The 16,129-nt window shown below is 55.4% G+C and carries 12 protein-coding genes; 7 read left to right on the forward strand and 5 right to left on the reverse strand.

Annotated elements, in window-relative coordinates; all coding sequences use genetic code 11:
* The first annotated feature begins 169 nt into the window (after positions 1-169).
* The 4 genes from GSQ77_RS02540 (at position 170) to GSQ77_RS02555 (ending at position 4,873) form a co-directional block, all read left to right on the forward strand.
* Complete coding sequence (locus tag GSQ77_RS02540; protein WP_254067410.1) at positions 170-2,245, forward strand: hypothetical protein; 2,076 nt, start codon at positions 170-172, stop codon at positions 2,243-2,245.
* Between the two features lie 127 nt (positions 2,246-2,372).
* The gene (locus GSQ77_RS02545; protein WP_158898723.1) at positions 2,373-2,855 is read left to right on the forward strand and encodes a hypothetical protein; all 483 of its coding nucleotides are present in this window, start codon (positions 2,373-2,375) and stop codon (positions 2,853-2,855) included.
* 778 nt (positions 2,856-3,633) lie between these two features.
* Positions 3,634-4,140 (forward strand): hypothetical protein, encoded by a 507-nt coding sequence (locus GSQ77_RS02550; protein WP_158898725.1) that lies wholly within the window; start codon positions 3,634-3,636, stop codon positions 4,138-4,140.
* Positions 4,141-4,456: 316 nt separating this feature from the next.
* Positions 4,457-4,873, forward strand: coding sequence for a phage protein NinX family protein (locus GSQ77_RS02555; protein WP_158898727.1), 417 nt, complete (start codon positions 4,457-4,459; stop codon positions 4,871-4,873).
* A gap of 26 nt (positions 4,874-4,899) precedes the next feature.
* Here the strand turns inward: GSQ77_RS02555 and GSQ77_RS29250 are convergent, their stop codons facing one another.
* Both GSQ77_RS29250 and GSQ77_RS02565 read right to left on the reverse strand, forming a co-directional pair.
* On the reverse strand, positions 4,900-5,307 hold the full coding sequence (locus GSQ77_RS29250; protein WP_216854840.1) for a hypothetical protein: 408 nt from the start codon (positions 5,305-5,307) through the stop codon (positions 4,900-4,902).
* A gap of 804 nt (positions 5,308-6,111) precedes the next feature.
* On the reverse strand, positions 6,112-6,426 hold the full coding sequence (locus tag GSQ77_RS02565; protein WP_158898731.1) for a helix-turn-helix domain-containing protein: 315 nt from the start codon (positions 6,424-6,426) through the stop codon (positions 6,112-6,114).
* A 100-nt stretch (positions 6,427-6,526) separates the two neighbouring features.
* Between GSQ77_RS02565 and GSQ77_RS02570 the strand changes: the two genes are divergently transcribed.
* Positions 6,527-7,393: a class I SAM-dependent methyltransferase gene (locus tag GSQ77_RS02570; RefSeq protein WP_158898733.1), complete on the forward strand. Its 867-nt coding sequence runs from the start codon at positions 6,527-6,529 to the stop codon at positions 7,391-7,393.
* A gap of 212 nt (positions 7,394-7,605) precedes the next feature.
* Here GSQ77_RS02570 and GSQ77_RS02580 read toward each other — a convergent pair whose 3' ends face one another.
* Positions 7,606-10,458 carry a TrlF family AAA-like ATPase gene (locus tag GSQ77_RS02580; protein WP_158898737.1) on the reverse strand — a complete coding sequence of 951 codons (2,853 nt, stop codon included), beginning with the start codon at positions 10,456-10,458 and terminating at the stop codon, positions 7,606-7,608.
* Between the two features lie 991 nt (positions 10,459-11,449).
* On the opposite strand from GSQ77_RS02580, the gene GSQ77_RS02585 reads away from it, so the two are divergent.
* Together GSQ77_RS02585 and GSQ77_RS02590 are read left to right on the forward strand one after the other, a co-directional pair.
* The gene (locus GSQ77_RS02585; protein ID WP_158898739.1) at positions 11,450-11,869 is read left to right on the forward strand and encodes a hypothetical protein; all 420 of its coding nucleotides are present in this window, start codon (positions 11,450-11,452) and stop codon (positions 11,867-11,869) included.
* A gap of 157 nt (positions 11,870-12,026) precedes the next feature.
* Entirely contained in the window at positions 12,027-13,328 is a 1,302-nt protein-coding gene (locus GSQ77_RS02590) for a hypothetical protein (protein ID WP_158898741.1), read from the forward strand.
* 645 nt (positions 13,329-13,973) lie between these two features.
* Here GSQ77_RS02590 and GSQ77_RS02595 read toward each other — a convergent pair.
* Both GSQ77_RS02595 and GSQ77_RS02600 read right to left on the reverse strand, forming a co-directional pair.
* Complete coding sequence (locus GSQ77_RS02595; RefSeq protein ID WP_158898743.1) at positions 13,974-14,609, reverse strand: hypothetical protein; 636 nt, start codon at positions 14,607-14,609, stop codon at positions 13,974-13,976.
* A 370-nt stretch (positions 14,610-14,979) separates the two neighbouring features.
* The gene (locus GSQ77_RS02600) at positions 14,980-16,107 is read right to left on the reverse strand and encodes a YaaC family protein (RefSeq protein WP_158898745.1); all 1,128 of its coding nucleotides are present in this window, start codon (positions 16,105-16,107) and stop codon (positions 14,980-14,982) included.
* Between the last annotated feature and the right edge of the window lie 22 nt (positions 16,108-16,129).

The raw sequence follows: 16,129 nt of genomic DNA on the forward strand, positions 1-16,129 counted from the left end.
CGCGCGCAACTGCCGTTGGGGAAACAGGTCACATACGGAATATATGTGCATGGCTTTGCTCGCTACGCCATAATCAACTGCCGAGCCTAGCTATGGCCAGCGAAGAGCCGGACACCTTCACCGGCCTGGCAGCGGCATCCGATTGAAGGTTAGCGCATGAAGGGTGCTGATGGACGCTGCTGCAAAGCATGAGAACCGCTATCGAGCGGTCGTCGAGTACGCGAACGGTGCAATGTTCAATGTGGCCGAACTGGATGCATGGGCCGCATCAAACAAGGCGCCGATTTCCTTTCGGAAGTTGCTTGTAGACGACGGTGTGAAGGACGGTTACGACTCGGCACGTCACTACGTGTCGTTTGAAATCCTATCTACAACCATCGCGTGGTCTATCGTCCCGGAAGACGCGGACCCGAATGATGCTCGGGCCCAACTCATGGCAGCGCACGATACTGCGGAGCCAGATGACCCGGTGTCCCGACTGCGAGACCTCGTCATGGTGCGCTATGACCGCCAGCTATTGAGCGCAGTTTTCGACGAAGGCCTCTCCCTGTACGACACGCTCACAATGTCGCGGATTGACATAGGCGCGGCCCGGATACGTTACGACGCCGAGCCCGAAGCCTACTTGCAGGCGGCGCAAGCGCGGCTCATTGATACCGCGCAGGGGATGATCACGGCTGCCGACATCGAGCGGGCCAGGAATACTCTTGAGCGGAAATTCGCCAGACTCGACCATCTGACGTGGGCGCTTGTCATTCTGGCGGCAGATCCGCCGTCGCCTGGCGAAAACCGTTATCGACAAGTACTGAGCATGACGCGCTGGCTCCAGGCGCTGGGCCTTCCGTTCCTGCATAGCAACGGGCTGCCCGCCAGCCAGCCGAAAGGCGTCCCCGTTGCCGGGATGGACGTGCGCGAATACCAATATCTGGCCGTTGCAGATGTTCGGACGGCTGCGATTGAAGCCCGATGCTGGCCTATCGGGGAACAGGAGGCCCCATCTATGCCACTCGTTGCCGACCTTGGGCCACGCCCGGTTAGACTGCCCAATGCATCGAAGGTGAATGTTGAAGAACTGGTGCAGGAAATAGCCTTTGCATTGGTCCCAATTCCCGACGACGAGAGGCTTGCAACGCTGAAGAAAGAAATGCCTGATGGCCCACACCGGTGGAACATTGAACCGCTGACCGGGGACGATTGGCGTTTGGTCCGAGAGATATGCGGAGGCAACCTGCCCGCCCCATGCTCGCCGGCTCAGTTCGAAGCGTGGCGCGCACCATTCGACGCCGCACCGAACAGCCCTGATTGGGATTTGCGCCCGGAATTTAAGCCAAGCAACGAAATGCAGGCTGCTCAGTCACGCTGGAGTCTCTTCAATGTTCAGCACATTCAGCAAATCAGGCAGAAGGCAGAGCGCAAGGAACTGTCACTCATAACTCCGGCAGGTATCGAGACAAGCGACATCTACGATAACGCAGGACTTGCCATTGGTTGCCTTCGCATCGCCGACGCAAAGCGGTATCTAGACCAATGCTGTATCGCTTGGGAAGTCGTATCGGTCGCCGGGCATGAACTGACCGCGACGAAGTCGGGAAACGGTATGACACACGTTAAGCCGAATTGGAGCGTATGGCACCATATGCTTAAGGCGAGTCTGTCCGATGCGGTATGCCTGTCATGCAACGTCAGCCCCGACGCGGCAACCTTGAACCCGATAGAGCACGGCATCGCGCACCTGTTGGGGCTAGATTTTGTCGGATGGGACGTCACCCGCGAAATCGCAGAAAGACTCTCCATCGCACGAAGCCACGCCGGAACCGGCGGCACGCTGCCGACCCTGACCGGGGATAAAGATGGTGAGGTGTACCTGGCGAAGTTCGCCGAATGGACAGTGAACACGATGAAATGGACCGTGCCTGATGAATTGCGCGCGCTGGCGGACACCGCTCGACCTCCCCACTCATCCGCGGCCGACGTCACCGTCATTTCCGCGCTTGCCACAACCGGGACTGTCCACTCGATAATTACCGGGCGCACCAACATCCTCGACCCTGAGATAGACAATGCCATCAAGGAAAAAGGTACGGACGTGAATCTGGTTTATCCGCATCTGCGCGAGCGAACGTTGAACGGAGAAGGCCTATTTACAGGCGTCGCACCTAGCGGAGCGCTGGAATACACGGATGCTAACGGCCGGGTAAAGGCGCTCACCCGAGACGCACTGGCCAAACGACTGAAACGCCGCTGAGAAGCCGACAGCGGACGCTAACCGCCGCTTGCCGCCGCTTGCCGCCAGACCTATCGGTCAATGCAAAGGTAAGGTAAAGAATCTGTGTCACCTCAATTCAACGCCGGTAGGCGAGAAGGTGATACACATGACCATGCAACAACTCGCGGCGGCTCAATCGAACCGCCCAATCACGACCGAGGAGTTGGCTGCGCTCCTCTCGATTCGCTCGCAGTCCATCCGCAAACGCTACCGCCAGAGCGGCGCGTGCTTCTCGCTGCGACCGGTCAAGCTGCCGAATGGCCGCCTGATGTGGCCTGATAACCAGAATCACACACCCGAGCAATTCAGCCTGTTCCCGCCGGAGCCGTTCAGTCCGACCTGGCCGAACGCTGGCACACTGGCGGCCGAAGTGCTCGTGCGCCTGCTGACTGGCGAGCGCCTGACGCAGCCCACTTTCGGTACAAGCCGCTGGCGTCTCGCCGCATACATCATGACGCTGAAGTATTTTGGCTGGCCGGTAAAGTCCGCGCGCGTCCATTATCCCAGTCGTACTCGTCCGATTGCGCAATACTGGCTTGAAAGCGAAATCATCCATGCGGCCATTGCATTCATCGAAGGCGCAACCTAGCGCCCGTTGACGAAATCGGGTTACATGGCGATTACACGGTCGCCAGAATCGGGATAGGGGCAGGCCTCGCGGCCCGACCCCTCCCACACCACCGTGCGTACGGGCCCGTACACGGCGGTTCGGATCGGTTGATCGGCTATACCGGGCCGACCGACGCAAGACCCAGCGAACGGAAGTAACGGTTCGACAGCGCCTTGTTCAGTGCCGGGCTAGGGTGATTTAGCGAATGGCTGCTATACCTCACGAACGGACCTAGAGCCGGACAAGTGTCGAGCGGCTGAGATGGGTCGACAGTGAGCGTTCGGCTTTCCCCAAAGCCGGCATCACCGCGTGTCTGGCTTGCAGCCCGCGATTGCGGCCTTCGGCAGTATGCCCTCCTGCCAGCGACCCCAGTCTCACGTCGGCAGCTTTCTTGTTTACGAGATGGTCATGCTACGATCCTGAAAAACCACGATTCATGTCGAAACTCATGGGAATGGTGAAGCCGCCCACTACGTCTGTGCAAAGTTCAACATGCGCCTTACCCTCGGTATCGCTATTAATCCATGGCACTGAACCGCGTCTTGGCCGAACTGCAGTCGAGCGGGTAGAACCGCTTCTTGCACTTGATAAGCGTCGGGCGTGACGGTCCATGCCGTATTCCACATACAGATAGAGACGAATCGCAACCTACTGAAATAAAACAGTTGTTAGCCAAATCGCTCACGAGCTTCGGACTACTACGGCAGAGCAAGCTTTGATGAAAATGTATCAATAAGCACAACAGCCCGGAGGGACTATGTCAAAGCAAAACAACAGGTTTTGGTATGACACCCCGCGTGACATGCTCGCGAAACTGGACCGCGAGATACAAGCCCTCGTCAGCATTGATCCTCTAGATAATCAAAGGCGGGCCGATACGCTACTCAATGCCGCAATCACTGCGTGGCAATTGAACGACTGGGTGCAGTCCACAATCACTAAGACGCAGCGATCTCGTGTAAGCGAGGTCTATCAAAAGCCGCTCGATAAACTGTTTCTCCACAATCCCAATTTACACATCTGCCGGCAAATCGCCACTGCCGGGAAGCACGCCAAGATCAAACAGCGCCACCACCCCACCGCGCGAACGAAGGCCGCACTGTGCTTCGACTTCAAATCCAACCAAGCGACGCTCGGATGGATGATTTCGGTTGGTGATTACGGCGACCACGTACCCGCTCAGGAGGTGCTGGACGGTGCGCGTGATTTCTGGTCGAAGTTGCTGGACGTAATGGACGATCCCCCGACGCAGAACATAGCGTAGACGGCCAGAGGCAACGCAACGCCTGCCGCCAGAATACATAGCACAGGTCAGGCATCTCCCCAGTCTGCTTCGCTGCGGCAACCGCGATCATGGGCCTCGGCCGGATCATTCGACAGGATGGGATAAATCAGCATGCGCTCCGGCACCACAAAGCCGCAACCGGTTCGGTACGGGTGACGCCCGATGAACACGCTAAACCACCGTTATATATCGAAGATATCGGCACCATGCCCACGTGCTCAAATTTGAGTCCGCAATATCAGTGAGTTACGTTGTGTCGCGCGGATAGCGTGGCGCGCATATCACAGGGGGTGACATGAAAACCGCAGAACTGACCGGAGCGTTGCTTGACTACTGGGTTGGAAACGCGCTGGGCGAGCGTGTTGTCATCGAGCGCAACGCGATATACAACGCTGACCCAGTGCGCGACATGTGCTGCTGGCCACTGCCGGACGGACTGGGCCTACCCAATTTTGCTCTGCCGCCGTACCGGCCATCTACGGATTTTGAGTTGGGCCGGAAGATCATGGAGCAGAAGGGGATTTCGGCCGCCTTGGATAGAGACCACTGGGTAGCCGGGACCCATGCGGGATTCTCTTCAAGCGGCGTGTTGGAGTTGCATCATATGCACTCTGGCGAGACTGGCTTGATCGCCGCAATGCGGGTATGCGTCGAATTGGCATATGGACCGGAAGTGCCAGAAATACTGCATTCTTATCAACGGGTTAGGTGATGTAGGCCGCTTCACCTTGGAAGTGGCTAGAAACGCGTACGAAAGCATGGATGCTCGCCGTTCGGATAGGGGCCACCTGCAGGAGTGAGACTGGATGACATACAGTTTGACGCGTCCATATGACAAGCGATTTCCTGCGGAAACGTACAGTACAGGTTCGCTACTGCGAGGGCGATGACGCCATACACCGCCAGATCGAGTCCGCCCGTCGCTGTCTGATGCAACGTCAAGCGCAACTGCCCGTCTTCCTCTGAGCGATCCGTCCTTTCCTTCTCGAGTTCCACGGCCTGCTTACGCAACTGATCGAGCGTCTCGCCGTGCTGGTTGGCGACCGTGGTCTTCAGCACCTGATGATCCCTTTCGAGGGCGTTGAGTCGTGCTTCGACATCGCGGGAAGGAGCAGTGCCCACGGTAACCGAGCCAGTCGAGCTCATCCTGCCCATCGCAGAGATTGCGGCCGCCGTAACAACGATGTCAGCCGGGAAGCGCGGAAATTCTCGGATCCGCTGTGCGGCATATGCCGGTATCGAGGGAAGGCCGAACTGCTGCCGCGTCCTGATGACACCAGCTACGATACCAAGCAAACCGCAACCCTGCAGGCAAACACCCGCGACGCGTACTGACAGTTCTGTCCAGTGACTAAGGTACGGGATAAGAGAAAAGATAGCGATGGGAAGCAGCGCCCAAACGATGTATTTGAGCCATGCTCGCCACGCCCACATGGCGCATAGCCGGAGCCATAGAAACGTCAGCCTGATGCGTCGAAACTGATACGCTGCCATGAGCTATAGCTCCCCGTTTGTTGTCGAGCGAGTATAGCCGCAGAAGTGCACTCGGACCGCCGGAACAGCCTCCGTCGGGCTGCCTGACTTAAGCTCGTGCGCGGCGATGCAAGGCATGAGAGGCATGAGAGGCATGCGGTACCGGTGCAGACGTGAGGCTGACGGAACGCCGGAAAGCCAAGCCCGCAGAAGCAGGTCTTTGCCGGTCGCCGCGGACGACTTCCGCGCAAGAGGATCGCGCTTGATGAGATGTCTAAGCGTCTGCTGCACATTAGATGTGACTCATTGTTCGCCCCGGAGTTGTCTAGCTAGGTTGAGGTCCAACAAAGCCATTGGCGCGGTGTGCAGCGCCACCGCTAGCTTGCCAATGTTATCGACCGAGAGGTTTCGCTCGCTACGTTCGAGGCCGGTACCTTGCCGGCTTTTTCGTAACCTATGCCGTGGCGATCAATCGGCTTAGCGGAACCGCACGCGCGCCTTCTTTTCCGGAGCAGCTGCATTGGCACGCCGCTCGCCCGTCGGTGGCAGCGAGATGTTCAGCGGGGTAAATAGCTCCGCTAGCGTTATTCCGAGACAGAAGCAAATATTTGCCAGCGTTTCAATCGACGGGTTTGCGACACCGCGCTCAATCGCGGAAATAAATGTCCGATCGACCTGGGCTTCGAACGCTAGGGTCTCCTGAGACTTCTCTACGCTGAGCCTGCAGGCTTTGACTCGTTTTCCAAGGGCAGTGGAAATTGCATTGCGTTTGTCTGTGGGTTTGGCATTCATACGCCAAGCATGCCCAGCAGTCGACTATAAAACGACGGTGTATACACGCCATTAAAAGACGTGTATACACTACAGTTCTTTTCTGAGCATCAACTGCCTAATGAAAAATCAACCAATCCCGAATGATGAGCCGATCGAGGAATATCAGGATTCCCGTACTACTGTCCAGAACCCGCTCGGCAGACTAGACGCAGAGCTTTCGACTGATCGAATACTTACCCAAGTCGTGAAACTAGCGACGTCGACGCTTCCCGTTCAGAAAACGACCAAACACCTAGACATTGGCTCAGGAACCGGAGCGCTTATCGGCTTGCTGTGGGCTCGACATCCAAAGTTCAGATCAAGCGCATGTGACTACACCGATACGCTCATGGCCATCGCTGACCAGCGCGTCGACATCTGTGATTTGAACACGCAGGCATTGCCGTACGATTCCGATACGTTTGACCTTGTCACGTGCACGGAGGTTATCGAGCATCTGGAGAACTATCGCAATGTCGTGCGCGAGACGTTCCGAGTCACCAAGCCGGGAGGGCTGGCTATTTTCACGACGCCCAACATCCTAAATCTCAGATCGCGACTGCGGTACCTGAGTTTCGGATTCGCGAACTTGTTCGGTCCACTGCCGGTCGGCCGTAAGGAGCGATTCTCGACGGTCGGCCACATCACGCCGATCAGCTTCTTTTACCTAGCTCATGCACTTGCCGAGAGCGGGTTTGAGGATATCGACCTGTCGATCGATAAAGTGCAAAAGAGCAGTCTATGGAAGTTGCCGTTGTTCTACCCGGCGATCGCCCTATTCGGCTCAATGGAGTGGCGGCGGGAAGTTCGAAAATATAGAACCATAGATACCAGCAACCGCCGTTACGTCGCGGTACAAAATCATCTACTGGTGCTTCTGGGCCGGACGATCATCGTGAGCGCTCGAAAGCCAGATAATCTGCCCGGTCGGGCACGCAGTACGTGATTTCTTAATTTGCACCAAACCTTGACCCACGGGGGATGCGGACAAAATCTTGGACTACAAGGAGGTAGTTCATGTATTCATACGAAGACCGCATCCGCGCAGTCAGGCTGTACATCAAACTGGGCCGACGAGTAGCGGCGACCATCCGGCAGCTTGGTTACCCATGCCGTTTTTTTTTGAGTGTGAGCAGCGGTGAGCGCAGCTACGTTCTTCTATACACTTCCTTTATCCGACTTTGACTGCTGCGTCTCGCAATGATATCGCTGCTCGCGTTGGACGAACGCGGTTACCCCCCCCTCCATAATGTTTTGAATATCCGTTCGAACACTTTCATATTCGACCGGACCAACATGCTCACTCACCGTTGAAACTCCGTCTGACGAACGCGTTCTACTAGCTCGCAGTGCCAAAAGCGAACCTTTATTCTCCAAAGTGATAACTTGGTCCGCATCGCCAAGCACGGGTATGTTCGCGTTGTGTGAGACAACAATCAATTGACGTCGCAGACGGCTGGCCCGAAGTTCCTTCACGACTAGTTTCGAGATCCATTCGGAGTCGAGATCATCTTCCGGCTGGTCAAGAACCAATGGTTCATTTCCGTGATGGAGAACAAATGCCAACATGGCCGCAGTACGCTGCCCCGGCGATCCCTCTGTGATCGGCTGCCATTCGCTTTCCGACGCGCCGCCTCCGCCTTCGCGCAGAAAGTACATTGTTACGACGTCGTCCGGGACTTCCGTGGCTAGCTTGTATCGCACGGCTCCATCAAGTGATGCGAGTTTTTGAGCAAATGCCGGCCGACATTTATGCTTCTCCATCCACTTCGAGAGATCGCCACGAGCAAGACACCCCCGCCACAGCGCCCATCTGTCATTTCTCTCCTCGTCCACCGACCAGAGGAGTTGCGCCAATTCGGTTACATCGTCTCGAAAAGCATCGATACGGAATCCGCAGAGCGCACGGACCGACTCTTGCCAACTGGTTAAATCAGCAAATTCGGAAAACACAAACTTAAGCCTGCCGCTTCGCTCTTGAATCTCGGTTAAAATATTTTTTCGGAGCGATCTTCGTTCGAGAAATAACGACAATAAGTTGTTCGTTGCGTCGCTTAGTTTTGATATTTCGGTTGGCAGCTTGGTTTCTTTAGCTTCGAGCGCTTTCACAGTTTCGCGCGTTACCCGCAGCTTTTCTTGTAGTTTGCTGAACTCAGCTGGGGAAAGCCCCCGTGCTTTCAGCTCCTCGGTATAGGCAATTAAATCTTTCTCCGCGGCCTGTGCATCCAGGTACCACTTCGACTCTTTTTCCAGGACCGCCCACCTTTCTTTGGATTCCGTGTACTCGTCCACAGCGGATGTTACAGACATGACGAACGCCTTCTTTAGGTCTCGCAACGCTCGGCGCATTCCCAAAAATTCTTCAAAAAACTCTCCCGGCGGATTTGGGGCAACTATGTCCCGTTCAGCCGGCGAACCGTCCAGAAAAGCATTGACTTCCTCAACCACCGCTTCGAGTAACCGCTCTTCTTCACGCAGCAGCGCAGTCTCTGCGCGACGCGCGTCTATCCTAGCTAATCGAGCTTTAACCTCCGGCGCCGCAAATGCATCGACCTGCCCATGCAACGTCGTAATTTGCTCGCGAAGCTGCTTAAGTTGGCCAACGTCCTTTGCCAACTCTAAATATGAGCGTGCAGCGTTTGCCCACTCTACCCGAGCGTCTTCGCATCTACGACTCCAGCTTCCAACCTTTTGACTGTCCCCGCCGCCCAGGCCAACGCGATCGTCGAGCAGGGCAAATAGGCTTCTCGATGGCACGAAAGGATCCGCCTTGTCTCCGGATGCTCGTTCGAAGAGTTCTTTCTGACTAATCACAACGACCGGAAAATCGGTGGGTAGGCTCTCCGAGCGAAACGAGGTGATGCTGCCTGTGTCTAGGGCCCAATCAGCGGTCATGACCTCTTGCGATTCCGGCAACGCGTAAGTCGCACTGAGATGAGCCTTTGAGAACACAGTCTCAACAAAGGAGTCAGCGTCTTCACGAAGACGAGTCGGAAGGCTCCTCCGATCGGAAAAGAGCTCGCGTATAGCGGCAACGACGGTGGATTTACCACTGCCCCGGCCTCCAATCAACACGTTCAGTCCATGATGCAGCGGTATCCGTAGGGCGGCGCTGGAATTCCCCAATACGCCACCGAGGAGGACGTCCTTTACCCACCCGTGTCGAACCGAATTCGGATTTTGCGCGGGGAGGGTCAACAAGTCAGGAGACCAATCGCACAGGATCCGCGACTCATGATCCAGGAAAGCCTGGCGTAGAGCTTCGATTGACGGCTGCCCCATCCTGATCCAACAAAAATTGGACCCTAGGCTCTCTAAGTCGTAGGCATCGGAGGTAGAGATGAACGCAATCGTGCTAAGCCGTGGATAGGCTGCGAGCTGGCGCTGTCTGAACTTGCTGTTGAACGAACCGCCGTCGATCCCCGAACAGTCTCCCGCATCGACAGCAGAAAGACGCGGATGGTTAAAAGACTTCCAGCGTATGTCACCTTGCGCAGTTTTACCGGAGACAATCCCATTCTCGCTGAGCGCATGAGGTGCGAAAGCTAAATATCCGTCGGGCAGATCGTCGAGTATCTGGATCGCCGACTTTCCCGATGTGCCAGGGACCAAGTGGTCGCCTTCTTTACGGAACGCCACGTGGTCATTGTCAAAGCCCAATGACCCGTGAATAAGTCGATCGAAATCCTGCGACGTCTTTCCAAGGTCGCCGAGCACTACCAAATGCACGCCGTCCGATCCGGTATGGCTAGTAATTTCGCAGCCCGGGAAGACAATAATATTGTGTCTCAACCCGGCCGCTTTCGCGTCATCAATCCATTCGCCTGTATTGTGATCCGCCAGGGCGATAACTTCGATGCCCTGATCGTTCAGCCGTTGCATGTACAAATCTAAAAATCGAATTCGCTCTGCTTTATCAGAGAAATCGAAATTTTCTCCGGAGGGCAGCTTAAAATTCCATGCAGGTGTTGCCACTTGCAGATCACACTTCCACCAGCGGGATTGTTGCATGACTATTCTCCGGGGCACATCGCGCTACGATCTTTTTAAAACCAATAAATTTATGCGATACCCTCTAATTTTGTGATAATTGTACATATCTTAAATCAGATTAACCAAAGCACGGCACGGTTTAGGCAACAGGACGTCGGGTCTTTTGCGTCAAGATCGGGCGCCGAAATCACAGACTGGTTGATTAAGCTCTCCCATAACCAGCGCAACTGGCGCTTCGGTTTGTGCTTTCTTTACAGCTCTAAAGCTTCAGTTTCAGATTTTCGAGGGGTCGCCCGGATTGGCGTGATCGAGCTCATTGATTTAGTTTAGCGTTTAAGTCGATATCGACGCCTTGCAGATTTCTTGGCATGTACTATGATTTCGTAACGTCCTGCCCCCAAAATTTGGCAATAAACATAGAACGCAATCGTTCATTTTACCTTTCGTGCGAAGTTTCCATATCGATTAGCAACACATTCGGGGGTACGGCATGATACGTACTGAACATCCGCATAAGCTGCCGCATCCGATTAATGACGACGACGAACTCGTATTAACCCCGGGAGGATGGCGGCCACGCTCGAAAGTTCACCGAATAAAGCGAGGTCATCACATAAGCGGCCGCGAAGGTCGCCTTCGAGTGATCGACACACAGAGCGGGACACTTATTGAGGACTTCGGTAAAGTCTCCAACGTCGCTCGAAGCAAAAATCGTCTGCTTCCCGACGGTGCGCGGCTTAGCGGGCCGTTGCCTGATCCCCTAGACGAAGGATGGATCGCCTACACCGGTTGGACTAATAATGGTCCACGCCCAGTGGTGGTGTTTAGCGCTCGTTGGACAGTTCCAGAGGAACCTGTTGCGAAGGAGGGGCAAAGAATTTTTCTGTTCCCGGGACTTCAGACTACAGGGACAGGACCATACATATTGCAGCCGGTTTTGCAATGGGGGCCATCGGCGGCAGGGGGAGGCAAGTACTGGGCAATCGGATGCTGGTATGTCGGTCCAGACATGCAAGACGCTTTCCCGAGCGAAGAGCTCCAGCCGGTCGACGTGGGCCAGCCGCTCACGGCGACCATCACATTGCAGAGCCAAGGTGCAACCGGTTTTGCCTATGAATGCTCGTTCGACGGCGGCCCTTCGATAACCACTAAAGACGTCGACCAGCTAACGTGGGCGTGCTTCGCATTGGAGGGGTACGGCGCCGAGGAAAGCACTCCGCTTCCAAATTGTCAGGCCTATCCCGCGTCCAGCCCTGTGACGTTCAGTGGCATTGAGCTAAAGATCGGACAAACAGCAACAAATTGCGAAGACGCGACCCTCGAGTGGACAAGCACCTGCTCGTTCACCAACTGTAGTCAGGGCGTCGGACCGGTGGATAACAGCTGCCCGGGTGGATCCGTTGCCATCCAGTTCCAGTCCAACGCCTAACTAAACTAATGAAGGCAGCCCGACTCAAGCGATAACCGTTGGAAATAGCACTCGAGCAGATCTGGGGTTTGCAGGCTCAATTACACATTACGACGCAGTCCCGAGAACAAAATTCCTGCCGTCGAGCACGATGGCTCATCCACCCAGCGGAGAAAAAATGCGCAAAATCTTCGTGCTCTCGGCCCTTCCAATCGCACTCGGAGGTTGCGCCACTTTGCCGAACGTTACGGTCTCCTACTACTTTCCGGTGATGGAAATCCAGTATGCGATCACGCAGTCGCTAACATGTGACGACGATGAAAAGCACCTTTATACGATGGCAGCTGTTACAGCCAAGACCATTCCGGCTCCTGACGTAGATGCTGGCATTCATACCTTCTCATTCCAAAGCGTTGGCGGCAAGACGGTCGACTCTGATCTCGCGTTCAACTTCAACGACGACGGACGATTGCTTGGCATAAATAGCTCAAGTACCGGTGAAGGCGGAACGATTATCAAGAGCGTCGTAGGATTGGCCGTAGCCGTCGCGGCCGTCGTACCTGCGGCCCACGGTGCGCCAACGGCTCCGGCCAGTGGTACCCCGACTAAAAGTGCTGCCCAAATCGACCAGGATAAGATTACTGCAGCATGCAGCTATGTCGCACAGTACGGTGTGCTTTTTAAGCAATCAACCGGCGATAACGCAGCGGCGGCCGGCGCTCCTGCAAGTGCACCCAAGGCGACCCAAAAAGGAGGCAACACAACAGCCGCGGGACAAACCGGTAAGCCGACCAAAGTGTTGGTTCTAACTTACTCGCTAAGCGCGAAACACATTGTTCAGTCACCGACTTTGATCGAAGTTGTTGATGACGACGGCAACGGAGCCGGACTGGACGTATTAAAACATCCCGTAGCTATTCCACCGGATCCCGACAGCTTCGAAGCGTATACGAAGCTGTCCGGTCTGTTCAAAACAATGAAGTTCGAGTTGACCGTTGTAGGCGGTCGCGACAGCAACAAGAAAGCTTTTGAAGCCATTGAACTGACCCCACGCGCCAATTGGGCTCAGACGGACAGCGACAGCTTCGTCCCGCTGCCGCTCAACCGCATTGTACTTGCGAAGTTTCAGATAGCGGGGCCGAACCAAAGCATGAGTTCAGATACGACGATATGGACGCAGAGTTTCACCTTACCCGAACGAGGTGAGCCAAATCCGATTCCGGTCCCAATAGGAAAAACGTTCGGAAAAAACTCCTTCTCGTTGTCACTAGGTGACGACGGATCTATACAGAAGATCAGCTATACCAGTGCGTCCGGAATGTCGGATGCACTGGATGCCGCTACTCAGATCGCGTCCGCAGCAAAGAAACAAACGCCCGAACAAAAGGCCGCCGACATTCAAGGGCAGGCCGATTTGATTTACCAGCAGCAGCGGCTGCTTGTATGCCAGGCCAATCCCGCAACGTGCGCATCCAAATGACCGATGACAGCAAAGACGTCGCGACAAGTCCTGACTGCGCATTCATCGAACGCCATTGGCAAATCATGGCGAGAAGGCGCGGCAGCCGGGTCGATGAACCCGCCGCATACCACGCCGAAGGTAGCCCCCCGGTTTCGACCAGGCGAAGGGCGGGAGGCCGAGTGCATCGCGCCGAAAGCGGCCAGCGCTGGATGACGGTCGGCGGCACCGAGCGGGATGGAGCGCTGCATTTTCAAACTAGTCATGAACGGAGCCATTGATCGCGGTTAGAAGGCCGGTGCTCAACTATCCGGGAATTGTTCCTTCTCATACTGCACATCAGCAGCCGCAACCATCGTCAGAACCTCGTGAAACGAATATCGGTCGACATCGATCACGCACATGCAATCGTTTGGGCTCTCACTTTCAAGTCCGACCGTCTTCGTATCGTCGTCGACCAGTCGCTCAATCAATCGCCTGCGCCAGCTCACGCTGGCGCGTTCGCGTCGTCGTGAAAGCAACGAATCCGTCCAACAACAGTTTATTGGCCAAGCTGCTAGCGTCGAGGCGGTATGTGCCGCCCTCGCGATGAATTGTCACCATGTCGATTGCTTATCCCGGGTGTGGATACCGTCTGCGGCGAGGCCCCGTTTCGTTTTCCAACTGTCAGGCAGCCGGCGCGATGTCGCTGACTGCTGAAACCGGCCCGGGGTCGGCGAGTTCCTGGGACTCGACGAGGGTCTCAGCGCGTTTGATTCGCACCGCGGCTCTGAGAGCCAACCAAGCGTAAAACGATCCAACGGGAATAGTCAGTGCGCATGCGGTCAGCAAGCTTTGCTGGGTCGAGAACAGATGCTTGGAAAATGCGATCGGGCCATACCCGACGAATGCAAAGAGCCCATAGAGCTCGAGAAAGGTCCACTTGCGCCATCTGCGCGACCACTCGCCTCGATAAGGTTGCCGAAACTCGATTGCTTCGCCTGCCCCGGATCTGCGAAGTTGAAGATATTGTTTTCCCAGCCCGAAATATTCGATTGCCTTCACCGGCTCCTTCAATCGCAGCAGGTATTCGATGTCCTTTGCGAGGAGTCGCTCATCACCGACGATCGCCTGAAGACCTTTCTCGCGCAGGAAAGAGTGGCTAGCGTCTCCAGATTTTATGTCTGAAAAATATTCCATCGCAAATCGGTACTGTTCTCGCACACGCGTGACCTTTCCCGACGACAGGTCATAGTAAACCTTGGCGGCTCCGTATGCGCCGATTAATACAGTGACGGGCTTAACGACCCAATCGATGTCCATGTACGTTCATGATGGCTTCCAATACTCTGTGTATCGGCAGTACCACGGGAAAATTGAATGAAACGTAGCCTTTCGCTTGCTGTTCCATAGCCCAGTGACGTCGTGCGGGCGCCGGCGAGCGGGCGCTTGTGGCGAGAAGCGCGCTGGTCCACCTTCTTACATAGACGCTCAAACGTGGCTTCTGCCTTGAAAGAAGCCATCAGAATTACTGGTCTTTGACCGACCAAGACAGGTCGTCCTGAGCCGGTCGCTATCTGACTCAGTGCGGCCATGAAGCGACGCTCGCCCGACGGCTACAGATGGCTCAAACTCGAAGCGTTTCGGCCTTTCGGACCCCTTGGTACGGCTTAGCGCCTCGCGACCGCCGCGGTCACGCTGGATTTATTATCGAATCGACCAGAATGGGCATGTTGGTCTGATTGATATCCATAAGCCTTTCGATAAGCGCCAAGGGAGCGTCGTCAGCGCGACGCTCCCCCATCGCTGTCCTCGACAGCGAGTGCATCCATGTTTGAGGACGGTATCGCACGAGGGAACTTAGTATAAAGAGCGCGACGTATTGGAGAGCGTATTCGGCCACAACTTGACCACTGATGGGGGACGCCAGATAGGGAAAGGCACCGTTAAGCCCTCCACTGCACGGCGACATATATGCTGAAAAATCATCAAACCGCGTTCGCGCCAAGTCATCAGGGGGAGCGGAATAGTTGATCAAATCAGCGATAAAATATCGATCATCAAGGTCGTCTCCTTCTGGAAGCGAGTTGGCAAACTGCAGGCTCGTTTTGCCCCATGCGAAATCGACATACGCCAAACGCCATTGGCTTAGAAATGGATACCGCTCTCGCCAGCCATTAACTATGGCTCGCAACCGATCCCGACTGTTCGGCACGTCTGAATCGGTAACCACCAAATTCCAAGAACCTTGGTTTAACGAATTTAGAAAGAAGGAAGCGCAATTTGCGCGCTCCTGGAATGTGTTCTCATACAGGTCTTCAAGCCCCGGTATCCGACTCAGTAGAGCTCGAAGATTGATCGTGAGCTTCTCGAGCGAGTCTGAGCGCGCGCAAGGCATCTCCGTACTGCGAGGATTGGACCCAGCCTCAATGAAATGCAATTTGTTCCTGGCGGCTACCGCATCATTGAAGTAGTGAAACGTCCCGCGGCCCGTTATTTTCGCGGAGAGTTCCGCTAACTGGCTATCGGGTGCCGAGGTGTCTTTTAAAGCGTGTGATCCCGCAAGGTTTCCTAGCCGATTTTTTCGATCGGTTACTAGAATAAGTGCCTTCGCAAATCCGAGCATTCCGTAGAACTGTTGCAGCGGTCGAATCTCGATTGGCGACGACGCAGACGCTTCATAGAACAGGCGACCCTGCCTTAGGCACGCAAGAATCTCTTGCGTTTGCTCCAAGTTGGGATGCCAGCCGTGCTTGCGCTCGATGACACTGGACAGATTGTTTGTGCTTTCGAGGAACAGCAGGTTATGAGATTGCGACACGCGGCCTCCGCCAAAACTCTGA

The organism is Burkholderia sp. L27(2015), from assembly GCF_009765705.1.
Lineage (GTDB): Bacteria > Pseudomonadota > Gammaproteobacteria > Burkholderiales > Burkholderiaceae > LMUX01.